This is a genomic window from Streptomyces sp. Q6 (genome assembly GCF_036967205.1).
GTDB lineage: Bacteria > Actinomycetota > Actinomycetes > Streptomycetales > Streptomycetaceae > Streptomyces > Streptomyces citrinus.
Map to the genome: position 1 here is coordinate 7,343,045 of NZ_CP146022.1, position 21,505 is coordinate 7,364,549.

Here is a 21,505-nt window from a genome sequence, read left to right on the forward strand (position 1 = left end):
TCACCCCTGTCGATGACGCGTCCGGTCGCGGCGGGCGACCGTCACGCGGAACCGGCCGCGGCCTCCTCCGCGCTCAGCCGGGGCCGGGCGGCGGCGGACTTCAGGCGCGCGCCCGCCGACGGATCGGCGGGCCGCCGCGTGTGCCAGTCCGTCACCGCCTGATACGCGGCCGCCACCTCCAGGAGCCGGTCCTCCTCGTACGGCTGGCCGCCGAGGATCACGCCCGCGGGGACCCCCGCGTCGGAGAAGCCGATCGGGAACGCGATCTCCGGCAGCCCGAGGATGTCGAAGGGCACGGGCCCGGTCTGGAGGAGGACGTCGCAGCGGCCCATCACCCCGTCGAGGACCTCCCGGAGCAGATGCGTCTTCGCGCGCTGCGCCGTGATCCACTCGTCGCCGGAGATCATCAGTCCTTGCAGCCAACTGAGCAGTGACACACCGAACGCGGCGGGGTCCGCGCGCAGCCAGTGCCGGAACGGCTCGGTGCGCTCGGACAACCGGGCCGCGTTGAACGCACCGGTGAGCAGCGCCCAGTCGTCCGGATACGCCACGTCCACCAGGGTGACGCCGGAGATGCCGTCGAGCCGGTCGAGGAACGCCTCGCGCAGCCCCTGCGCGGCACCGGTCAGGAAGTCGGCCGGCACCCCGATCCGAGTCGCCCTGCGCATCCGGACCGCGCCGCCCCGGCCCACGAGCGGCGTCGCCGCCCGCACGAGGTCGGGGACGGCGGGAAGGCCGAGCGTGCGCGGGTCGTGGGCGTCGGGCCCGGCCAGGACCGACAGCATCAGCGCCGCGTCCATCGCGTCCCGCGCGAGCGGCCCCGCGTGGTCGCGGGTGTACGAGAGCGGGATCACGCCGTGGATCGAGACGCGCCCCATGGTCGGCTTGAGCCCGGTGAGGTTCTGCTGGTTGGACGGCAGAACGATCGAACCGCCGGTCTGCGTCCCGATCGACGACACCGCGAGCCGCCCCGCCACCGCGCACGCGGGCCCGGTCGACGAGCCGCCCGGGTCGACCGACGGGTCGTCGGGCGTCCAGGCGTTGACCGTGGTGACGGTCCCGTTCGGCGTCGTCGCGCGGGTCGTGGCGAGCGGACCCATCTGCCCCTTGCCGAGCACGATGCCGCCCGCCGCCCGCAGCCGGGCCACGGCCGTCGCGTCCTCGTCGGGCACGAAGTCCGCGAAGATGTTCGAGTTGCACCGGGTCGGTACACCGGCCGTGAAGTAGTTGTCCTTCACGCACAGCGGGATGCCGCGCAGAACTCCCCGCGGACCCCCGCCCCGGTCCGCCTTCCGCGCCGCGGCGAGCGCGGCGTCGCCGGTCACCTCCGCGTACGCCTGGTACGTCCCGTCGTACCGCTCGATCCGCTCCAGATGCGCCTGCACCAGCTCGACCGCCGTCAGCTTCCCGCGCTTCATGAGGACGGCGGCCTCGGCGAGGGTGGCCTCCGACGCGTCGGCGCGGGCGGCGTCCCGTACGTCGATGTCGGGGAGCGTCGGCGCGGCCGGAGCGGCACTCGCCGGGGGCGCGGAGACCACGGTCCCGGTGGTCGCGACGGCTGCGGTCGCGGCCGAAGCGGCCAGGAACGTCCGCCGGTTGAGGGTGCGCGACACCGCACTCATCGCCGACCACCCCGGGCCTCGTCGATCGACGGATAGAGGAGCGGCACCGCTCCCTGCTGCGCGGACGCGGCGCTCGACGCGGGCGGCGCCCACGACGCCAGCGCCGCCGGCGTCGACGCGACGAACGACCGCAGCGAGGCGAGGGCCTGGGCCCGCGTCGGCACCCCCGTCGCCGGGTCGGCCTCCTCCGGCAGCTTCTCCAGGTCGAACCCGGCGAGAGCGAGCCGCGCCCGTATGTAGGCGTCCAGCTGCTCCCGGCTCAAGGGACCCACGCTCACGGCTCCTCCAAGATCGCTCACAGGTACGGGGACTTCATCACCCGCCCGTGAACGTTCCGTTGAGCGCGTGCTTCACAGCGGTTACGCGGTGCGGGGCGCGCGCCCCGCACCCGGCGACCCGTGCCCCCCGCATGGAGAGCGGAGTCGGGATGTGTAAAGGCTTGTAAAGGCGGTATTTGAGAAGGGGGTCCGAAAGGGCCCCCGCTTTCCCTTTCTGACGCTGTGTCATCACACAGCGTGGCGGAAGCAACTCCTCCGTAGGTGTGATGCGTTCTAGAGAGTGAATCTGAGAAATTCCTCAGGAGAGTGACGCCGGAGAGTCACCATGCGCTTGACTTGGTGCACCCCCAACTAGGAGTACTCATGCGACCGTTCGCCCTGAACTATGCCCGCCCCACACAAGAGGCAGAGGTCAGCGCGGTGTACACATACGACTCCGCACTGCAATTGAACGTACTGGCCGACGGCGGAGTGGCCGCGCGCGACTACGCAGTGTTGCGAGAATGCGCCGCCACGACCTCCACCGCGGGTTCCAAAACCCATTTCGACGACTGAACGGCCGCTCGGAAATGACGGTGCTGATCCTGACGAGCGAACAGGATGTGACGGCCGACATGGCGGTCGTCGAATTGAACGCCGGGGGAATCCCCGTGCTCAGGCTCGACCCGGCCGAACTCCCGGGCGGTGTCGGCGTGTCCGGGGAGTTCGCGCACGGCGCCTTCCACGGCCATCTGTCCGTCGGCGGCCGGGTCGTGAGCATGGGCGGACTGCGCTCCATCTGGGTGCGCCGGCCGGGCACGCCCGCCAGCCGCGCGAGCGCCGCCTCGGCCTGGCTGACCGAGGAGGCCACGCAGACGCTGTACGGAATGCTGCGCTGCACCGACGCGCGGTGGATGAACCACCCCGACGCCGCGCGCCAGGCCCGCCACAAACCCTGGCAGTTATGGCTGGCACGGGCCTGCGGACTGCCCGTGCCGGCCACCCTGATCACCACGTTCCCGCGCGTCGCCCGGGAGTTCACCGAGCGCTACCCCGATCTGGTCGTCAAGCCGGTCTCCGGAACGCATCCCGGGGACAACGGACTGGCCGTGCCGACCACCCGGGTCCGTCCCGGCGAGGACTACCGCGACGTCGCGCACGGACCGACACTGCTTCAGCGTCGGATCCGCAAGACCGCCGACATCCGCCTCACCTGTGTCGGCGAGCGGATGTTCGCGGCCCGCGCGGCGAGCGGGCAGGACACCGACGCCACCGACGGCATCGTGGACGTGCGCTTCAGCGCCGGCGCGGGCCCCTGGCGCCCGGTGGCCGTGCCGCGCCGGATCGCCGACGCCGTCCACGGCTACCTCCGACGGGCCGGGCTCGCCTACGGGGCCTTCGACTTCGCCGAGGACACGGACGGCATCTGGTGGTTCCTGGAATGCAACCAGTCGGGTCAGTTCGGCTTCGTGGAGATCGAGACGGGACAGCCCATCGCCCGCGCCGTCGCCCAGTGGCTCGCGGGGGAGCCGCTGGGGCCGCCGCTCGACCCCGGGGAGGAGGGCGAATGGACGCTCGGCGGCGCGGAGCACGGCTGAGCGTCCGCCGTCTTGATCTCCGGCCGGTCGGCACGGTACGAGAGGGGATGGTGCCCGGCGCAGGGCACGCGGCGCGTGGCGGACGTACGTACGACGTACGGCGCCGCCCCGCCCGACCGCCCGGCCGAGGGAGCCTCACCGCATGACCGCTACGACCGCCGTCGTCACGACTCGCCAGGGAACTGTCCGAGGCCGCACCGAGGGCGGCGTCACCGCCTTCCTCGGAGTGCCGTACGCCGCGCCGCCGTTCGGCCCGCGCCGGTTCGCCGCGCCCGCCCCCGCCGAGCCGTGGACCGGGGAGCGGGACGCGACCGCGTACGGGCCGACCGCGCCCAAGGCCCCGTACGCGCCGCCCTTCGACGCGCTCATCCCGGAGACGTCCGAGGAGGGGGAGGACTGCCTCAACCTCAACATCTGGACCCCGGAGCCCGGCCCCGGTGCGCGCCTGCCCGTGATGGTGTGGCTGCACGGCGGCTCCTTCTCCAACGGCTCCGCGAACTCCTCCGGCTACCGCGGGGACGCCTTCGCCCGCGACGGCGTCGTCTTCGTCGGGGTCAACTACCGCCTGGGCACCGACGGCTTCCTGCACCTGCCGGGCGCCCCCGACAATCGCGGACTGCTCGACCAGATCGCCGCCCTGGAGTGGGTGCGCGACACCATCGCGGAGTTCGGCGGCGACCCCGACCGCGTCACCGTCTTCGGCGAGTCCGCCGGGGCCGTGGCGATCGGACAGCTGCTCGTCGAGCCCCGCGCCCGCGGGCTGTTCCGGCGGGCCGTCCTCCAGAGCGGCGCCTGCCACCACTTCGTACGGCCCGACACGGCGCGCGCGATCGGGGCGTCGATGGCCGAGCGGCTCGGCGTCCCGCACACGGCCGAGGCGTTCGCCGCCGTGCCGCTGCCCGCACTCATCGCCGCGCAGGCCGCTCTGCGCGGCGACTTCGCGCGCCGGCCCGACCCGGCGGTGTGGGGCGACGCCGCGCTCAACGGCATGGTCTTCGAACCCGTCGCGGACGCACTCCGGCTGCCGGGACCCGACCTCGGCGTCGACCTCCTCGTCGGCTCCAACCGCGAGGAGAACCGCCTGTACATGGTGCCGTCCGGCCGACTGCACACGATCTCGGAGAGCCGCCTCGCGCGCGGCGCCCAGGCGTACGGCGCCGATCTCGACGGCTACCGCGCGGCGCGCCCCGGCGCGAGCCCCGGCGAACTGCTCCAGGCGATCGTCACCGACTGGTTCTGGCGCATCCCGGCCGTCCGCCTCGCCGAGTCCGTCCCGGGCAGCCACCTCTACGAATTCGCCTGGCGCTCGCCCCGGTTCGACGGCGAACTCGGCGCCTGCCACGCCCTGGAGCTCCCCTTCGTCTTCGACCGGCCGGACGACCCCGCCTACCTGCCCCTGGCCGGCGAGGACGCCCCGGCCGAACTGGCCCGCGCGATGCACGGCGCGTGGGTCTCCTTCGCCGCCTCGGGCGATCCGGGCTGGGCGGCGTACGACCCGAAGGGCGACCGGACGACGATGGTCTTCGACGCTCCGGACTGCCGTACGGAGACGGACCCCCGCCCGGCGGAGCGGGAGGTGTGGGAGGGGGTGCGGTGAGGCGCGTCCGGAGCGTGCGCCGTCGTGCCTCGGCCGTCCACATTTTGCGCGACCGTCACTTCCTCCCCCTTTTCTTCGGTACCGCTCATCTTGAACACTCCCGTTGCCCCTCTTCGTGGATCGATCACCACCGAGGCAACAGGAGACCCCCACACCCATGACCGAACTCAATCGGCGCCGCTTCCTCCAGATCGCCGGGGCCACCGCCGGCTTCACCGCCCTGTCCGGCTCCATCGACCGCGCCGCGGCCATCCCGGCCGCGCGCCGCAGCGGCACCGTCCAGGACATCGAGCACATCGTGGTGCTCATGCAGGAGAACCGTTCCTTCGACCACTACTTCGGGTCCATGAAGGGCGTGCGCGGCTTCGGCGACCCGCGTCCCGTGACGCTGCCCAGCGGCAAGCCGGTCTGGAACCAGAGCGGCGGCGGCAAGGAGACCCTGCCCTATCACCCCGACGCCGCCGACCTCGGCATGCAGTTCATCGCGGGCCTCGACCACGACTGGGCGGGCGGCCACAGCGCCTTCAACAACGGCAAGTACGACAACTGGATCCCCGCCAAGGGCACCGGCACGATGGCGTACCTGACCCGGGACGACATCCCGTTCCACTACGCCCTCGCCGACACGTTCACGGTCTGCGACGACTACCACTGCTCGTTCATCGGCGCGACCGACCCGAACCGCTACTACATGCTCTCCGGCTACGTCGGCAACGACGGCACCGGCGGCGGCCCCGTCCTCGGCAACCAGGAAGCGGGCTACGGCTGGACCACGTACGCCGAGCGCCTGGAGAAGGCGGGCGTCTCCTGGAAGGTGTACCAGGACATCGGCGACGGCCTCGACGCGGCGGGCGGCTGGGGCTGGATCGACGACGCGTACCGCGGCAACTACGGTGACAACTCGCTGCTCTACTTCAACACCTACCGCAACGCCAAGCCCGGCGACGCCCTCTACGAGAAGGCCCGCACCGGCACGAACGCCAAGGCGGGCGACGGCTACTTCGACGTCCTCAAGGCCGACGTGAAGGCGGGCACCCTGCCCAAGATCTCCTGGATCGCGGCGCCCGAGGCGTTCTCCGAGCACCCCAACTGGCCGGCGAACTACGGCGCTTGGTACATCTCGCAGGTCCTCGACGCCCTCACCTCCAACCCCGAGGTGTGGAGCAGGACGGCCCTGTTCATCACGTACGACGAGAACGACGGCTACTTCGACCACGTCGTACCGCCCTACCCGCCGGCCTCGGCGAACCAGGGCCTGTCGACCGTCGACACGACCTCGGACTACTACAAGGGCGGCGCCACCTACGCGGCAGGCCCCTACGGCCTCGGCCAGCGCGTCCCGATGCTCGTGGTCTCCCCGTGGTCCACCGGCGGCTACGTCTGCTCGGAGACCTTCGACCACACCTCGATCCTGCGCTTCATGGAGAACCGGTTCGGGGTGAAGGAGACCAACATCTCGCCGTGGCGCCGCGCCATCTGCGGCGACCTGACCTCCGCCTTCGACTTCTCCCTCAAGGTCACGGACCCGGCCGACCTGCCCGACACCACCGCCTACCTGCCGCCCGACCGGGTCCGCCACAGCAGTTACGTACCGAAGCCGCCCGCGCAGGGCGTGCTCCCCAAGCAGGAGCGCGGCTCGCGGCCGAGCCGTCCGCTCGCGTACGCGCCCTACGTCGACGGCGCGGCGGACGTGGCGACGGGCAAGTACAAGCTGACGTTCAGCGGCGGCGACCGGGCGGGCGCCGCCTTCCAGGTCCGCTCGCAGAACCGCACCGACGGGCCCTGGACGTACACCTCCGAGGCCGCCAAGTCGCTCTCCGACAGCTGGAACTCGGCCTATTCGAACGGGAGCTACGACCTCACGGCGCACGGCCCGAACGGCTTCCTGCGCGCCTTCAAGGGCAACAACAAGGCCGTCGAGCCCGAGGTCACCGCACGGCACGACGCGACGACCGGGAACCTGCTGCTGACCCTGAGCAACCCGACCACGGCCGACGCCCGCCTCACCGTCACCAACGCGTACGGCGGCCAGGCGCAGACGTACACGGTGCGGGCCGGCACGACCGTCCGGCAGACGGTCGACCTGAGCGCCACCAAGCGCTGGTACGACCTGAAGATCGTCGTCGAGGGCAACGCCGGATACCTGCGACGCCTGGCCGGACACGTCGAGAACGGTCAGGCCGGCGTGAGCGACCCGGGTCTCGCGACCGCGTAGCCCCGCGTCCCCTCCGTCCTGTCCGAGGCCGTCCCCGCCGGGGCGGAGGGGGCTACGTCACATCCGTCGGGCCTGGAGGCATTCCTGGGGCGCCGCGATAGTGTGCCCCGGTGACGACGCAATCGAACACTCCTGCCGGTTGGTACCCGGATCCGCAGGGGACGCCCCAGACGCTGCGGTGGTGGGACGGGTCCCAGTGGACCGAGCACACGCACGCCGGACAGGCCCAGGCGCCCGCCGCGGGCCAGGTGCCGCAGCAGCAGGCCCACCAGCCCCAGCAGGCCCACGCGATGCAGGGACAGCAGGCGCCGCCGCAGCAGCCGCCCGTGCAGCAGCAGGCCTACGGCGCTCAGGCCCAGCAGCACCACGACTCCGCGCGCGTCCAGCGCCAGGTGCAGCAGCAGGCCGGTGTCGCGCCCGCCGGACAGGGCGGCGGCTCGCTGTTCACCGAGCCGGTCCTGGTGGTGAACCAGAAGGCCAAGCTGATCGAGCTGACGAACGAGTACAGCGTCATGGACCAGCACGGCAACGTGCTGGGTTCGGTCACCCAGGTCGGTCAGACGGCTCTGAAGAAGGCGCTGCGCTTCGTCTCCAGCGTCGACCAGTTCATGACCCACAAGCTGGAGATCCGCGACGCGTACGGCCAGCCGCAGCTGGTGCTCACGCGCCCGGCGAAGTTCATGAAGTCGCGGGTGATCGTCGAGCGCCCGGACGGCACGCCGGTCGGTGAGATCGTCCAGCAGAACATGATCGGCAAGATCAACTTCGCGATGAACGTGAACGGCCTCCAGGTCGGCGCGATCAAGGCGGAGAACTGGCGCGCCTGGAACTTCGCGATCGTGGACCAGAACGACCAGGAGGTCGCCCGCATCACGAAGACGTGGGAGGGACTCGCCAAGACGATGTTCACGACCGCGGACAACTACGTGTTGCAGATCCACTTCCAGCTCCCCGAGCCGCTGCTCAGCCTCGTCGTCGCGACGGCCCTGACGGTGGACACCGCTCTGAAGCAGGACTCGCGCGGCTTCGGATGACCGGGCCGGGGCGGGCCGCAGGGCCCGCCCCGCACCGCGTCACCGGCCGGTCGGCTCATCGAGCCCGCCCGACGCGTTCCGCGCCGCCGCCGGGCACCGGCAGGCCGGCGGTGACGGCCACCGACGCGCTCGGCTGTCCTCGGTCGGGCTCGGTTCCTACGGCGCGAAGGCCACAGGGCTCTGCCCCGGGCCGCGCTCCTCGATCGCCGCAGGAGCTTGAACGGGCGCGGTCGCCTGCGCAGGCGCCGATTGCCGGGGCTGCCCCGGGATCGACGTGAGGACCACCACCGTGTTCTGCGGCTCGGGCGCGACCGCCGTCCCGCTCCGGGTCAGCAGCACCACACCCCGGGCCGCGAGCACCGCACCGGCTCCCGCCAGCGCGAACCCGGTGATCCCGCCCTGAAGGCGCTCGCCGAGCAGCGAGAGGCCGATGACCGCCGCCGCGACCGGGTTCGCGAGGGTCACCATCGCGAGCGGCGCGCCGAGCCCGCCCCGGTACGCGGTCTGCGACAGCAGCAGCCCGCCCGCGGCGAACGCCGCGACGAGCAGCGCCACCGCGATCACCCGCACGTCGAGCAGCGGCCCCGAGCGGTCGGTCACCGCGACGGTCACGGTCTGGGTGAGCGCGGAGGCGACACCCGAGGCGAGACCGGACGCGGTGGCGTGCCGCAGTCCGGGCTTGGCGCCGCGCCGGGCCAGGGCGCCGATCAGCACGGCCGTCGCGCCGGCCACCGCGAGCGCCTCGGGCAGCGAGAGCCTGTCGTCCGGCGCGGGGCCCGACGCCGTCACGAGCAGCGCGGCCAGACCGGCCAGCGTCAGGGCCGTGCCCCGCCATTCGCCGGCCGTCACGTGCCGCCCGGCGATCCGCGCGCCCAGCGGAACGGCGGCGACGAGCGTGAGCGCGCCGAGCGGCTGCACCAGCGTGAGCGGGCCGTACTTGAGCGCGGCGACATGCAGCAGCGCGGCCGACGCGTTCAGCCCGACCGACCACCACCAGGCGCCGGTGCCGAGCAGCCGCACCAGGCCCGCTCCGGCGCCTGCGGTGCGGGCGGCGAGCCGTTCCTGGGCGACCGCCGCGGCGGCGTACGCCACGGCCGAGACGAGGGAGAGCGCGACGGCGAGCAGCGTGGCACTCATCACCGCGCTCCCGTCGAGACGAGCTGCGGGGCGGTCGTGACCGAGGTGGAGCCCGGGGTCGGCGAGACCTGCACCGGAATGCGGATCGGCATCCGGTCCAGGACGTCCGACGCGGACAGCGAGTCCGGCGGGGTGCGCGGCGACGCGGTGGGCGACCAGGGCGCGGGCGTCAGCGGGCCGCGCGCCGTGGCGGCCGGGGCGACCGCGTACGCGGGGACGGGCAGCAGATGCCGCCGCAGCCGCGCACCGCCCACCACGCGCGGCATGCGGATCACCGCGAGGGCGATGCCGAGCAGCGCCGTCGCCACGATCGCGTCGAGCCAGTAGTGGTTCGCCGTACCGACGACGACGAGCAGCGTGACCAGCGGGTGCAGCAGCCACAGCCAGCGCCACCGCGACCGCGTGGCGGCGATCAGGCCGATCGCGACCATCAGGGCCCAGCCGAAGTGCAGCGAGGGCATCGCCGCGAACTGGTTGGCCATCGTGTCGGTGGCCGGCTTCGCCGCGTACACCGAAGGGCCGTAGACCTGCGCGGTGTCGACCAGGTGCGCGGCCGACAGCATCCGCGGCGGCGCGAGCGGGAACGTGAGGTGCAGGACGAGCGCCGCCGCCGTCAGGACGGCGAGCACGCGTCGCGTCCACACGTAGTGGCGCGGGCGGCGCAGGTACAGGAAGACGAGCAGGGCGAGCGTCGCGGGGAAGTGCACGGTCGCGTAATAGGTGTTCGCGAGGTGCACGAGGGTGTCGCTGTGCAGCAGCGCGCTCTGGACTCCGCCTTCGCCGGGCAGGTGCACGGCGCGTTCGAAGCTCCACACGTGGTCGGCGTTGCGGAACGCCTCGCCGGTATGGCCGTTGGCCAGTTGCCGGCCGAACTTGTAGACGAGGAAGAGTCCTACGACCAGCAGGAGCTCCCGGACCAGCGGCGGTCGGGCAGCGCGACTGTCCGGCTCCGGTTCGGCAGGCTCTATCAGGGAATTCATCCCCTGGCCCCTTTTCGTGACGACTGGGTGGTGCGTGGTGGTGCGGGTGGCTTGTGGCGCCGCTACGGACGAGTGCGGACGCGGGAGCGCCCGTCATCGATACGCCAGTGTACCGAAACGCTGGCGTACCGGTACACTGGCGTATCGATAGGGGATGTGATCTCATCGACACACACCATCGAGCGAGGAGCGCAGAGTCATGACGACGCGAGAACCGGCCACCGCGACAGCGACGACCACCTCGCGCCGTTCCAAGATCACGCCGGAGCGGGCCCAGGAGCTCTACGAGGCCGTGCTCGAACAGCTGCGAACGAACGGATACGAGGCGCTCACGATGGAGGGCGTCGCCGCGCACGCCAGCTGCAGCAAGTCCACGCTCTACCGGCAGTGGAAGACGAAGCCGCAGATGGTGGCGGCCGCGCTGCTCGCCGGACGCTGCGTGAAGTTCTTCTCGGCCGACACGGGTACCCTCGCCGGAGACCTGGTCGCCGCCGCGCGCAACGCCGGGGCGCAGGCCAAGCGGGACACCTCGCTGATCCAGGCCCTCGGCCACGCCGTCCTCCAGGACGCCGAGCTGAAGTGCGCGCTGCGCGGGGCCCTGGTCGACCCGGAGATCGCGTCGATCGACGCGATGGTCGCGCGGGCGGTGGCGCGCGGCGAGATCGCCGCGGACCATCCGGGCCTGCGCTACCTGGCCGCGCAGCTCTTCGGAGTCATGCGCAGTCGCCCCGTACTGGAAGGGTGCGACGCCGACGAGGACTACCTGGTCCGTTTCGTCGAGAGCGTCCTCATTCCGGGACTCGGCCTGACGCTTCCCGATCAGGCCACATGAACGGTTGACCGCCGGCCGCAGGGATGACCGGCCGGCGGTCCGCCTGCGCCGCACCGTGGGGACGGGGGCGGCGCGCACCCCGGCCGGGCGGGTTCCTCCACTGAGCGGAGGGGAACCCGCCCGGCCCGTTCACCTGCTCAGACGCGCTCCTTACCGGCTCAGACGTCCTCGCCGACGCCGCCGCCCATGCGCACCCGGGACTTCTTGATCCCCTTGACGAGCTTGTCGATCGCCGTGTTGTCCGGTCCGGCGGCCTTCTCCTTGGAGGTGCGCGGGATGTCGACGCCGATGCGCACGACGACCAGCGTCTTCGCGTCGTCCGGCGACGGGAAGACCACGGACTCCACCCACGCGTCGATCGACGACTTGGTGTCCACGTTCCAGCGGACCCGGTAGCCCTTCTGCCCGGCGACCGTGACCTTCTCCGACAGGAGCTCGTCGTGGTTGAGGATCCCGCCGTAGACCTTGCCGCCGTAGGACGCCTTGGCGTTCTTGAGGATGTCCTCCTTCGCCGCCGCCTCGGCCGTCGTCGCGTCGAGCTTGAGGTCCTTCGCCGACGAGGTCGACGCCCCACCCTTGACGCAGGTCTGCGCCGTGTCGTCGGGGCACTTGTACGGCCCGGTCTGCACACCGGCGACGCCCGCGCCGTCGGTACCGGTCCAGTCGTCGAGGACGGGGAGCGCGACCCCGTTGGTGATGTCGGTGGCGTAGCCCTCGTCGAGCGGGGCCCGCGGCGACCGCGGTGACTCGGGGGACGCGCTGCCACCGTCGCCGCCGCCGGGACCACCGCCCCCGCCGGGCCCACCGGGGAGCGGCGACTGCGAGGCGGACCCGGCCCGGTCGTCGTTCTTGCCGCCGCCGCCATCGGAGGTGAGCGCGTACACGCCGCCGGCTATCCCGGCGAGCACCGCCACGGCGACACCGACCGCGATCGCGACGCGCGCACGGCTGCGCGGCTTCGGCGGCAACTGGCCCGGATAGCCCGGGTAGTTGGGATACGCCTGATACATGCCGGGCGCGGTCGGCTGCTGCCCCGGCGGCTGCTGCGCGAGCGGAGCCGGGCCGGGCGCGGGGGCGGCCTGCGGGGCCGGGGGCGCCGGGGTGCCTGCGGCGTGTTCGGGGCGTTCGGCGGCGGGGTCGTGGCCGGACGGGTCTGGTCCGTCCACCGGCTGCCGTCCCACCAGCGTTCGGTGCGGGGGCCGTCCGGGACCTGCCCGGGATCGGGATACCAGGCTGCGGGAGTCTGCGACGTCATGGACGTCACAGTATGAGGCGAGCCTGAAAAGGAAATGAGAGGGTCCGGGCGACGGCCGGGATCGTTGTCCGCGCGTTCCGGACAGGGATCGCACGGAGCGGAGCGTACGGGCCCGCCCGGCTCCTCAGGCCCGATCAAAAGTCATCGGGTCCGAAGACCCACCACCGCGACGGGCCCCCGCGCATTACCCTCATGACCAGTACGGCCACGTACGGGGCAGGGCACGGGGAACGACACCGGGAGGGTGCGGGATGACACAGGGACGGCACGCCGACGCCGCCTCTTCCGGCCCGCTGCTGTGGGAGCGGGAATCCGAACTCGAGGTCGCCGAGAGGGCGCTGGACGACCTGTGCGGGGACGCCGCCTCGTCCGGCAGCCTCGTCGTCTACAAGGGAGAGGCGGGCATCGGCAAGACCGCCCTGCTCTCCCGCGTGCACGACATGGCCAGGGGCCGGGCCACCGTCTGGTCCGCGCGCGGCGGGGAGACGGTCACCTCCGTCCCCTTCAACGTCGTACGCGGACTGCTCCAGCCCGCCCTCCTCGCGCTCTCCGAGGACGAGGCCCGCGAGTACTTCGGCGACTGGTACGACATCGCGGGCCCCGCCCTCGGGATAGCCGAGCCCACCGGGCGCCAGGCCGACCCGCAGGGTGTGCGTGACGGCCTCGTCGCCGCCGTGTCCCGACTGGCGCGGCTGCACTGGCCGTTGGTGCTGCTCATCGACGACGCGCACTGGGCCGACCTGGAGACCCTGGAGTGGCTGGCCGCGTTCGCCGAGCGCCTCGACGACCTGCCGGTGCTCGTCGTCGTCGCCCAGCGCGACCCGGAGCACGCGCAGGCGGCAGCCTGTCTGGACGCCGTGGCCGCCGCCGCCCGGCCCGGCGCCGCCAAGCTGCGCGCCCTCACCCCGGACGCCACCGCGGGCCTGACCCGCGCCACACTGGGCGCTCACGCCGACGACCCGTTCTGCCGCGAGGTCTGGGCGGTCACCGGCGGAAACCCGTACGAGACCGTCGAGTTGCTCGCCAAGGTGCAGGACAGCAGCCTCGCGCCCGAGGAGGAGTCGGCCGCCCGGCTGCGCGCCCTGAACCAGTCGGCGCGCGGGCGCGGGCTCGTCGCCCGCCTCGAAGGACTCGGCACCGAGGCCACCCGCTTCGCCTGGGCCGCCGCCATCCTCGGCACCCGCATCGAGCCCGGCCTCGCGGCCCTGCTCGCCGGAATGAACCCGGAACAGGCCGGGCGCTGCGCCGAGCGGCTGCGCGCCGCCCGCATCCTGACCGACGTCACGTACGGCACCGCGGACACCCTGGAGTTCGTGCACCCGCTGATCGCCTCCGCCGTCTACGACGCGATCCCGTCGGCCACCCGCACCGCCATGCACGGCCAGGCCGCGTGGGCGGTCACCGCATCCGGGCACGGACCCGCCGCGGCCTCCCGGCACCTGCTCGAAGTGCACCCGGACGACGACCCCGAACTCGTCGAGCAGATGCGGGCCGCGGCCAGCGAGCATCTCGCGGTCGGCGCGCCCGCGGCCGCCCGCCGCTGTCTGGAGCGCGCCCTCGCCGAACCGCCGCTGCCCGAGACGCGCCCGCACGTCCTGTACGAACTGGGCTGCGCCACCCTGCTCACCTCGCCCGCCACCACCATCAAGCACCTGGACGCGGCCCTCGACACGACACCCGGACTCGACGGGGACCAGCGTGTCGACGCCGTGTGCCGACTGTCCCAGGCCCTCGTCCACAACGACCAGCTGGAAGAGGCGCTGCGGCTCATCGACACCGAGGCCGAGCGGCTCGACCCCGGCCCCGCGCGGCTGCGTCTGCAAGCCGTGCACTTCATGTGGGAGGGCATCCACGCGGGCGAGGAGGACTCCCCGGGGCGCTCGCGCAACCTGGCCACCCTCGCCGACCGGCTCGGCGGCCGCGACAACCCGGAGCGGGTGCTGCTCATCCTGCGTGCCTTCGACGCGATGACCCGCGGGGAGAACGCGGAGGAGGTCGTCGAGCGCTGCGACCGCGCCCTCGTCAACGGCCGCCTCGCACCCGGACTCGGCTGGACCGACCCCGAATGGGGCTTCGAGGTTCTCGCCATGCTCGGCAGCGCCTACCTCTTCGCCGACCGGCTCGACCGCGCCGAGTCCCTGTTCACCGAGGCCGTCCGCGAGTACGAGACGGCCGGCTGGAGCGGCGGCCACCTCGCCATCGCGCACGCCTTCGTGGGATACGTCCACCGCAGACGAGGTCGCCTCACCGATGCCGAAGCGTTCCTGCGCGAGTCCCTGCGGCTCGCCGACCGCGTCGGGCACGGGCTGCCGATGCACTGGGACGCGGCGTGCATGCTCATCGACACGCTGCTCGCCCGCGGCAAGCCGGACGAGGCGCAGGACATCGCGGACCGCTACGCCTTCGGGCCGCCCTACCCGTCGACGATCGTGCTGCCCGACGCGCACTCGGTCCGCGGCCGGCTGCTCCTGGCCACCGGCCGGGTCGAAGAGGGCATCAACGAACTGGAGAGCGCCGCCAAGGCGTCCATCGCGCGCGGCGGCCACAACACGATCATGGCGCCGTGGGCCCTCGACCTCGCTCGGGCGCTCGCCCTGACCGATCCGCGGCGCGCCGCCGAACTCGCCGGGGAGGCCCGCATCCAGGCCGAGCGCTTCGGCACGGACACGGCGATCGGCGAAGCGCTGCGCTGCGCGGCCTCGTTGGAGACCGGACAGAAGCAACTCACCCTGTACGCGAAGGCGGTGACGTATCTCGAAGCGTCGCCCTGCGCGTACGAGCACGCGCTGGCCCGCGTCGAGTACGGCATAGCGGGCCGCTCCCTCTCGGAGCTCAACCGCGGTCTGACGCTGGCCCGTTCGTGCGGGGCGGACGGGCTCGCGGCGCGGGCCAGGGAGGTCCTGGAGACGGGGCGGGGCCTGCGCTGACCGCCGCGACCGGCCGGTGAGCGGCGCCGAGTCGCATCTGCCCGGCGCGGTCGTACGTGTCCTCGTGCGCGCGCCGGACCCGTCCGGTCCACGAGGCGCCCGGTCGTTCCGGCGCCCGCCCGGCCGGTGGCGCCGTCGGCCGGAGCCGCGGGGCGGGCAGTCGCCCGAGCCCCGGGTCGCCGTGCACGTCGCACCCCGCTGCCCCGTCGGCCGGGGCCGCCGCGCAGCCCGTCCCCCGGCGCCCCGCGAGCCGACGCCGCACGGCCCATCAGACGGCGCCCGCGCCGCCAGGCCGGCCGGCGGCTCCGTCGCCGAAAGGGACACCCGACGGCCCGAGAGGAAGGGCCGCCGGGGTGGCCGTCACGCCAGGCCCTCCTCCGCGAGCACCCGCTGTGCGGTGGCGAACGCCGAGTTGGCCGCCGGTACGCCCACGTACACGGCGCACTGCTGGAGCACGGCGCCGATCTCGTCGGGGGTGAGGCCGTTGCGCAGGGCGGCGCGTACGTGCATCGCCAGCTCGTCGAGGTGGCCGTGCGCGACCAGCGCGGTCATGGTGACCATGCTGCGCTCGCGCCGGGTCAGAGTCTCGTCCGTCCAGATCTCGCCCCACGCGTAGCGCGAGATGAAGTCCTGGAACCCCGCGGTGAACGGCGTCTGCCGCGCCTGCGCCCGGTCGACGTGCGCGTCGCCGAGCACCTGCCTGCGCACGGCCATGCCGCGCTTGACGCCCGTACCGAAGTGCGTGCGCAGCAGCCCGAGGACCGCCTCGGGGCGCTCGGCGACGGCGAGGTGCGAGGCGCCCGCCAGCTCGGCGAGTGCGGCGCCCGGCACCGCGTCCGCGATCTCCCGCAGATGGGCGGGCGGCGTCGCGGGATCGTCGCGCCCGGCGACCAGCAGCGTCGGCACACCGATCTCGGCGAGCCGGTCCCGCAGGTCGAAGGCGGCGAGCGCGTCGCAGCAGGCCGCGTACGCTTCGGGGTCGGCGTCCCGGTTGTCCTGCACGAGCCGGTCGTCGCGGAACCCCGGCGTGAACCAGCGCGCTGGCGCGCTGTCGGCGACGCCCGCCGTGCCTTCCTTGCGCACCAGCGCGGCCCGCTCCTCCCAGGCCAGGGAGCCCCCGAAGTGCGCGGACGAGCAGAGCACGGCGAGGCGGTCGATCCGCTCCGGGTGGTGCACGGCGAGATACAGCCCGACAGCGCCGCCCAACGACACGCCCGCGTAGGCGAATCGCTCGATGCCGAGCTCGTCGGCGAGGGCGAGCACGAGCCCGGCGAGATCCGCCACCCGGGCCCCGGCCGCGATCAGCCCCGCGTCGGACCCGCCGTGCCCCGGCAGGTCCCACCGCACGACGCGGTGCGTGACGGACAGCTCGGGCGCGACCCGGTCCCACAGCGCGAGCGACGTCCCGAGCGAGGGCCCGAGGATCAGCGGGGGAGCCGAGGGCGACCCTTCGACGCGGTGGTGCGGCAGGGGTCGGGCGGACGTGGTCATGGGGCTGGCTCCAGTCGGTGGGAGAGGGGGACGCGCACCGGACGTCCCACCCGCGCTCGGTCGCGGGGGACGTGGCGGTGCGGGCCGGGTGCGGGCGGGCAAGGCGGGGCGGACAGGGGCAGGTCAGCGGCGGGTCAGCGCCCGGTCGACCAGCGCCCCGGCCGCCCCCGTGTAGCGCGCCGGATCCATCAGTTCCGGGACGCTCACGTCGGCTTCTTCGAGCTCGGGAACGTCGGCCAGGACGGCCCCCAGGTCGCGGCCGTCGGAGGCGGCGCGCCGGGACGCCGTGGCGAGGAGTTCCTTCGCGCGGGCGCGGCCGAGCCGGCCGGACAGTTCCGCCGAGAGGCGCTCCGAGACGATCGCCCCGCCGGTCAGGGACAGGTGCGCGCGCATCACTTCGGGGCGTACCACCAGCCCCTCGGCCAGTTCGGCGGTGTCGCGTGCGGCGCCGCCGACGACGCGCAACAGCTCCCGCAGGGTGGCCCATTCGGCATGCCAGGCGCCGGCCGGGCGTTCGTCCTCCGCCGCCATCGAGCCGTACAGCGTCGCCGCGAGCCCCGGTGCCCGGCGCGCCGCCGCCGCGACGAGCGTGGAGCGGACCGGGTTCGCCTTGTGCGGCATCGCGGACGAGCCGCCGCCCGCCCCCTCCGCCAGCTCCCCGATCTCCGTACGGGACAGGACCAGCACATCGGCGGCGATCTTGCCGAGCGCACCCGCCGTGAAGGCCAGCGCCCCGGCCAGGTCCGCCACCGGCGACCGCAGCACATGCCATGGCAACTGCGGTGCGGCGAGGCCGAGTTCGTGCGCGTAGACCTCGACGAGCGTAAGCGGCTCGGCCGACCCGTACGACTCGAACGCCGCCAGCGTGCCTGCCGCGCCGCCGAGTTGGACCGGCAGGGCGTCCCGCACGGACCGCAGCCGGTCGCGCGCGTCGAGGATCAGCGACCGCCACCCGGCCGCCTTGAGGCCGAATGTCGTCGGCACCGCGTGCTGGGTGAGCGTGCGGCCCGGCATGACCGTGTCGCGGTGCGCCACGGCGAGCCGCGCCAGCACCTCTTCGGTGCGGGCGAGGTCGCCCGCCATCGCGTCCAGGCTGCGCGCCGCCACCAGCATCAGCGCCGAGTCGAGCACGTCCTGGCTCGTCGCGCCCCGGTGCACGTACGGCCCGTGCTCCGCCCCGACCGCCGCCGTCAGATCGGCGACCAGCGGGATCACCGGATTGCCCCCGGCGCGGGACCGCCGCGCCAGGTCCCGTACGTCGAACGACGAGGCGACCGCCGCGGCCGTCACCGCGTCGGCGGCCCCGGCCGGAGCGAGCCCGAGCGAGGACTGTGCCCGCGTCAGACCCGCCTCCGCGTCCAACAGGGCTTGAAGGAAGGCGGGTTCGGACGTGGTGCGCTCGGTGGGAGCGTCCTCGGTACCGGGGTCGAACAGGGTCACGTGAACTCCAGGAAGACCGTCTCGCCCTCGCCCTGAAGGCGGATGTCGAAACGGTACGTGCCGTCCGGCCGCCGCCGTGCGATCAGCGTGTCGCGCCGCGCCTCGTCGAGCCCGGCGAGCAGCGGGTCGGCGGCGAGCGCCGCGTCGTCGCCCGCGAAGTAGATCCGCGTGAAGAGATGGACGAGCAGCCCGCGCGCGAACACGCACACACTCAGGTACGGGGCGTTGGACCCGCGTGCTCCCGGGCGCAGCGTCCGTGCGTACCAGTGGCCGTTGGCGTCGGTCTGGATACGGCCCCAGCCGGTGAACTCCACGCCGTTGCGGCCGAGGTAGCCGCCCGTCGCCGGGTCCCGCCGGATCGAACCGTCGACCTGCGGCAGGTTGCCCTCCGGGTCGGGGCCCCACAGCTCCAGGAACGCGTCCGGCAGCGGGTTGCCCTCGCCGTCGTACACGTATCCCTGCACGGTGACGGTGTCCGGGTGGCCGACGGGCGCGATGTCCGCGCCGCCGGGGAACGGCAGCGCGTACCCGTAGAACGGGCCGACCGTGTGCGAGGGCGTGGGCAGCACGGCGGCCGGGTCGGTCGTGTCGATCTTCGTCATGGTGGTCGCTCAGCGCCCTTCTTCGATCCAGGTGGCCTGCGGTCCGTCGAGCACGATGTCCCAGTGGTAGCCCATCGAGAACTCGGGCACCGACTGGCTGTGGTCGTACGTCGCGACGAGCCGCTGACGGGCCGCGTCGTCGGTCACGGACTGGATGATCGGGTCGTACGGGAACAGGGGGTCGCTCGGGAAGTACATCTGCGTCACGAGCCGCTGCGTGAACGCCGAGCCGAACATCGAGAAGTGGATGTGGGCCGGCCGCCAGGCGTTCACGTGGTTGCGCCACGGGTACGGGCCCGGCTGGATGGTGGTGAAGTGGTAGCGGCCCTGATCGTCCGTCAGCATCCGCCCCACACCGGTGAAGTTGGGGTCCAGCGGGGCGTCGTGCTGCTCGCGCTGATGGGCGTAGCGGCCCGCCGAGTTGGCCTGCCAGATCTCGACGAGCTGGCCGCGCAGCGGGCGCCCGGCGCGGTCGAGGAGGCGTCCCGCGACGGTGATGCGCTCGCCGATCGGCTCGCCGTTGTGCTGCCGGGTGAGGTCGTTGTCGATCTCGGTGATGTCGCGCTCGCCGAACGCGGGGGAGGACAGCTCCACCAGCTCCGGGTCCTTGGAGACGTCGATGTTCACCGGCGGCTGCTTCGGGTGGCGCAGCGTGGAGGAGCGGTAGGGCGCGTAGTCGCGGCGCGGGTGGTGCTCGACGGGCGCGCCGCCGGCGACGCGCTTCTCGTACGCGGCGTGCTCGGCCGCTATCTCCGCGTCGATGTCGTGCTGGGTGAGCGTCATGGGGCTTCTTCCTTGGGCCGGGCTCTGTATTTACTCAGCGCACTGAGTATTTTTGGAGCGCTGCACACGGTGCCACCGGGGACGAAAACCGTCAAGAGTCACGGGGAGGACAGGGGGTTTCCACTCGACAGCGGGATACCGAGTGCCGGAGTATTGCTCAGTGCACCCGCACATCCGCACGCCCGCACACTCGCCCATCGGCACACCCGCCCACCTGCACCACGCACCACTACGCCCCTGCACTGCGCACAGACCGGAGGACCGCGATGGCCGCGGTGGACCTGACCACCCATCCCGGGCATCTCGCCCGGCGGCTCCAGCAGGCCCACTACCTGCTGTGGAACGCGATGGTCTCGGAGGAGATCACGTCACCGCAGTTCGCGGTCCTGAACGCGCTCGTCGCCGAGCCGGGACTCGACCAGCGCACCGTCGGAGAGCGCGTCGGCCTCGACCGCTCGACGATCGCCGAGGTCGTCAGCCGGCTCACCCGGCGCGACCTCGTCGACAAGGTGCGCGACCCGCAGGACGGCCGCCGCTGGCTGCTGCGGCCGACCGCGGAGGGGGCGCGCACCCACAAGAAGCTGACCGTGCGCACCGCCCGCATGAACCAGGTCTTCCTGGCGCCCCTCGACGCCGGTGAGCAGCAGGTCTTCTTCGATCTGATCCAGCGGGTGTGCGACGCGGCCGAGGGGCTGCGCAGTCCGCAGGCGACGGCCGCCCCGGCCGTCACGCCTTCGTGAACACCACCCACACCGGCCCCGGCGCGAAGGGCAGGGGCGTGCCGTCCGCCGTCGTGAACGTCGTCGGGTCGGCGGCGGCGGGCCGCTCCCACCGCGCGTCGTAGACGCGCCCGTCGCGCAGGACGAGCGCCTTCCCCGTACCCACCGTGCGCGACAGGGGTGACGTGTTGCCGAGCTTGTCGTGGAAGCGGGACGGCTGGATGTCGACGTACTGCACGACGGCCGTCGCGGCGGTGAGCCGCTCGCCGGTGGACGTGACGGCGGGACGCCCGTCCATGCTCACCCGCCAACGCCCCTGCCCGGCGGCCCAGGTGAAGGTGAAGCGGGCCGACGGGAAGCGCACCGTGCGCTCCGCCGCGGCCCGCCCGTCCGCCGGTGCCCGCGCCGCGAAGCGGAACCCGGCCGCCGTGCCCGCGTTCGTCCCCGACGTCGTACGGCCCAGCCTGCCCGGTCGCAGGAAGAGATTGTGCGGCGCCGGTCTGTCGCCGCCGCGGAAGTACGCCCCGCCCGCCTCGGCCGGGGACTTCGCGCGTAGCGACGCCGCGTCGATCAGCGGGAGCAGCCTGCCCTGGGCGCCGGAGAACGCGAGCGTCGGGCGGTCGAACTGGGCGAGCAGCTCCAGATCGGTCTCGCGCGCGCTGCGCACCGGGCCCACGACGTCGGGCAGGCGCGAGCCGAAGACCGCCATCAGACGGCTCAGACCGCCCTCGACCTGTTCGGCGTAGACGATGTCCGCGTCCTGGAGCCCGGTCTGCGGCCGTGCCGCCCCCACGTTGTCGATCTTCACGGCGAGCAGGGCCGCGCCCCGGGCGGACGGCGACGCGTCCCCGTTCCCGTCCGGGGGCAGCCCGCCCGCCGTGCAGGCCGCGCTCGCGGCCCCGAGCATCCCCACGACGAACGCGCGCCTACGTATCCCGTCCACGGCCCAGGCATACCCGCACCAGGCCCGCGCTGATCCCCGTACGAGACGCTGTCCGTGAGGTCGCCGCTCCGGG

General features: G+C 73.2%; 17 protein-coding genes and 2 pseudogenes. 8 read left to right on the top strand and 11 right to left on the bottom strand.

All coding sequences use genetic code 11. The features are described 5' to 3' along the window. Nucleotides 1-41: 41 nt before the first annotated feature. Both V2W30_RS33805 and V2W30_RS33810 read right to left on the bottom strand, forming a co-directional pair. Nucleotides 42-1,622, bottom strand: a complete 1,581-nt coding sequence (locus V2W30_RS33805; protein WP_338702393.1) for an amidase — start codon at nt 1,620-1,622, stop codon at nt 42-44. Next, nucleotides 1,619-1,894 (bottom strand): hypothetical protein, encoded by a 276-nt coding sequence (locus V2W30_RS33810; RefSeq protein WP_338702394.1) that lies wholly within the window; start codon nt 1,892-1,894, stop codon nt 1,619-1,621. Before V2W30_RS33810 ends, V2W30_RS33805 begins: the two co-directional genes overlap by 4 nt. A gap of 369 nt (nt 1,895-2,263) precedes the next feature. On the opposite strand from V2W30_RS33810, the gene tgmA reads away from it, so the two are divergent. From tgmA to V2W30_RS33835, 5 genes are all read left to right on the top strand, one after another. After that, nucleotides 2,264-2,455: a putative ATP-grasp-modified RiPP gene (gene tgmA / locus V2W30_RS33815; RefSeq protein WP_338702395.1), complete on the top strand. Its 192-nt coding sequence runs from the start codon at nt 2,264-2,266 to the stop codon at nt 2,453-2,455. A gap of 14 nt (nt 2,456-2,469) precedes the next feature. Continuing rightward, a complete protein-coding gene (gene tgmB / locus V2W30_RS33820) occupies nt 2,470-3,477 on the top strand; it encodes an ATP-grasp ribosomal peptide maturase (RefSeq protein ID WP_338702396.1) in 1,008 nt (335 codons plus the stop codon). A gap of 142 nt (nt 3,478-3,619) precedes the next feature. Further along, nucleotides 3,620-5,074, top strand: coding sequence for a carboxylesterase/lipase family protein (locus V2W30_RS33825; protein WP_338702397.1), 1,455 nt, complete (start codon nt 3,620-3,622; stop codon nt 5,072-5,074). 157 nt (nt 5,075-5,231) lie between these two features. Further along, nucleotides 5,232-7,289 (top strand): phosphocholine-specific phospholipase C, encoded by a 2,058-nt coding sequence (locus V2W30_RS33830; RefSeq protein WP_338702398.1) that lies wholly within the window; start codon nt 5,232-5,234, stop codon nt 7,287-7,289. Nucleotides 7,290-7,399: 110 nt separating this feature from the next. Then, on the top strand, nt 7,400-8,323 hold the full coding sequence (locus V2W30_RS33835) for a phospholipid scramblase-related protein (RefSeq protein ID WP_338702399.1): 924 nt from the start codon (nt 7,400-7,402) through the stop codon (nt 8,321-8,323). 156 nt (nt 8,324-8,479) lie between these two features. On the opposite strand, the gene V2W30_RS33840 is transcribed toward V2W30_RS33835, so the two are convergent. Beyond that, the gene (locus V2W30_RS33840; RefSeq protein WP_338702400.1) at nt 8,480-9,460 is read right to left on the bottom strand and encodes a DMT family transporter; all 981 of its coding nucleotides are present in this window, start codon (nt 9,458-9,460) and stop codon (nt 8,480-8,482) included. A gap of 161 nt (nt 9,461-9,621) precedes the next feature. Then, a pseudogene (locus tag V2W30_RS33845) lies at nt 9,622-10,440 on the bottom strand (phosphatase PAP2 family protein); the annotation flags it as partial. Between the two features lie 199 nt (nt 10,441-10,639). On the opposite strand from V2W30_RS33845, the gene V2W30_RS33850 reads away from it, so the two are divergent. After that, a complete protein-coding gene (locus V2W30_RS33850) occupies nt 10,640-11,272 on the top strand; it encodes a TetR/AcrR family transcriptional regulator (RefSeq protein ID WP_338702402.1) in 633 nt (210 codons plus the stop codon). Between the two features lie 158 nt (nt 11,273-11,430). Here the strand turns inward: V2W30_RS33850 and V2W30_RS33855 are convergent, their stop codons facing one another. Both V2W30_RS33855 and V2W30_RS33860 read right to left on the bottom strand, forming a co-directional pair. Next, entirely contained in the window at nt 11,431-12,438 is a 1,008-nt protein-coding gene (locus tag V2W30_RS33855; RefSeq protein WP_338703959.1) for a hypothetical protein, read from the bottom strand. Nucleotides 12,439-12,446: 8 nt separating this feature from the next. Continuing rightward, nucleotides 12,447-12,527: pseudogene (locus V2W30_RS33860) on the bottom strand (hypothetical protein); the annotation flags it as partial. Between the two features lie 251 nt (nt 12,528-12,778). On the opposite strand from V2W30_RS33860, the gene V2W30_RS33865 reads away from it, so the two are divergent. Beyond that, nucleotides 12,779-15,454 (top strand): ATP-binding protein, encoded by a 2,676-nt coding sequence (locus V2W30_RS33865; protein ID WP_338702404.1) that lies wholly within the window; start codon nt 12,779-12,781, stop codon nt 15,452-15,454. Between the two features lie 360 nt (nt 15,455-15,814). Here the strand turns inward: V2W30_RS33865 and pcaD are convergent, their stop codons facing one another. The 4 genes from pcaD to pcaH all read right to left on the bottom strand — a co-directional run bounded on the left by pcaD (nt 15,815) and on the right by pcaH (nt 19,770). Further along, nucleotides 15,815-16,945, bottom strand: coding sequence for a 3-oxoadipate enol-lactonase (gene pcaD / locus V2W30_RS33870; protein WP_338702405.1), 1,131 nt, complete (start codon nt 16,943-16,945; stop codon nt 15,815-15,817). A 123-nt stretch (nt 16,946-17,068) separates the two neighbouring features. Further along, nucleotides 17,069-18,385, bottom strand: coding sequence for a 3-carboxy-cis,cis-muconate cycloisomerase (pcaB, locus tag V2W30_RS33875; protein WP_338702406.1), 1,317 nt, complete (start codon nt 18,383-18,385; stop codon nt 17,069-17,071). Beyond that, on the bottom strand, nt 18,382-18,987 hold the full coding sequence (gene pcaG, locus V2W30_RS33880; protein ID WP_338702407.1) for a protocatechuate 3,4-dioxygenase subunit alpha: 606 nt from the start codon (nt 18,985-18,987) through the stop codon (nt 18,382-18,384). Before pcaG ends, pcaB begins: the two co-directional genes overlap by 4 nt. Nucleotides 18,988-18,996: 9 nt before the next feature. Continuing rightward, nucleotides 18,997-19,770, bottom strand: a complete 774-nt coding sequence (pcaH, locus tag V2W30_RS33885; RefSeq protein WP_338702408.1) for a protocatechuate 3,4-dioxygenase subunit beta — start codon at nt 19,768-19,770, stop codon at nt 18,997-18,999. A 266-nt stretch (nt 19,771-20,036) separates the two neighbouring features. On the opposite strand from pcaH, the gene V2W30_RS33890 reads away from it, so the two are divergent. Further along, complete coding sequence (locus V2W30_RS33890) at nt 20,037-20,510, top strand: MarR family winged helix-turn-helix transcriptional regulator (RefSeq protein ID WP_338702409.1); 474 nt, start codon at nt 20,037-20,039, stop codon at nt 20,508-20,510. Here the strand turns inward: V2W30_RS33890 and V2W30_RS33895 are convergent. Further along, entirely contained in the window at nt 20,497-21,396 is a 900-nt protein-coding gene (locus V2W30_RS33895; protein WP_425244719.1) for a DUF3048 domain-containing protein, read from the bottom strand. The genes V2W30_RS33890 and V2W30_RS33895 overlap by 14 nt on opposite strands. Between the last annotated feature and the right edge of the window lie 109 nt (nt 21,397-21,505).

What these genes read in the sequence shown, in the direction of transcription:
- V2W30_RS33895 (WP_425244719.1), bottom strand. Translation starts at nt 21,396, where the DNA reads ATGCTCGGGGCCGCGAGCGCGGCCTGCACGGCGGGCGGGCTGCCCCCG.
- tgmB (WP_338702396.1), top strand. Translation starts at nt 2,470, where the DNA reads ATGACGGTGCTGATCCTGACGAGCGAACAGGATGTGACGGCCGACATG.
- pcaD (WP_338702405.1), bottom strand. Translation starts at nt 16,945, where the DNA reads ATGACCACGTCCGCCCGACCCCTGCCGCACCACCGCGTCGAAGGGTCG.
- V2W30_RS33865 (WP_338702404.1), top strand. Translation starts at nt 12,779, where the DNA reads ATGACACAGGGACGGCACGCCGACGCCGCCTCTTCCGGCCCGCTGCTG.
- V2W30_RS33830 (WP_338702398.1), top strand. Translation starts at nt 5,232, where the DNA reads ATGACCGAACTCAATCGGCGCCGCTTCCTCCAGATCGCCGGGGCCACC.
- V2W30_RS33890 (WP_338702409.1), top strand. Translation starts at nt 20,037, where the DNA reads ATGGCCGCGGTGGACCTGACCACCCATCCCGGGCATCTCGCCCGGCGG.
- pcaH (WP_338702408.1), bottom strand. Translation starts at nt 19,770, where the DNA reads ATGACGCTCACCCAGCACGACATCGACGCGGAGATAGCGGCCGAGCAC.
- V2W30_RS33805 (WP_338702393.1), bottom strand. Translation starts at nt 1,622, where the DNA reads ATGAGTGCGGTGTCGCGCACCCTCAACCGGCGGACGTTCCTGGCCGCT.
- tgmA (WP_338702395.1), top strand. Translation starts at nt 2,264, where the DNA reads ATGCGACCGTTCGCCCTGAACTATGCCCGCCCCACACAAGAGGCAGAG.
- pcaG (WP_338702407.1), bottom strand. Translation starts at nt 18,987, where the DNA reads ATGACGAAGATCGACACGACCGACCCGGCCGCCGTGCTGCCCACGCCC.
- V2W30_RS33840 (WP_338702400.1), bottom strand. Translation starts at nt 9,460, where the DNA reads ATGAGTGCCACGCTGCTCGCCGTCGCGCTCTCCCTCGTCTCGGCCGTG.
- V2W30_RS33825 (WP_338702397.1), top strand. Translation starts at nt 3,620, where the DNA reads ATGACCGCTACGACCGCCGTCGTCACGACTCGCCAGGGAACTGTCCGA.
- V2W30_RS33850 (WP_338702402.1), top strand. Translation starts at nt 10,640, where the DNA reads ATGACGACGCGAGAACCGGCCACCGCGACAGCGACGACCACCTCGCGC.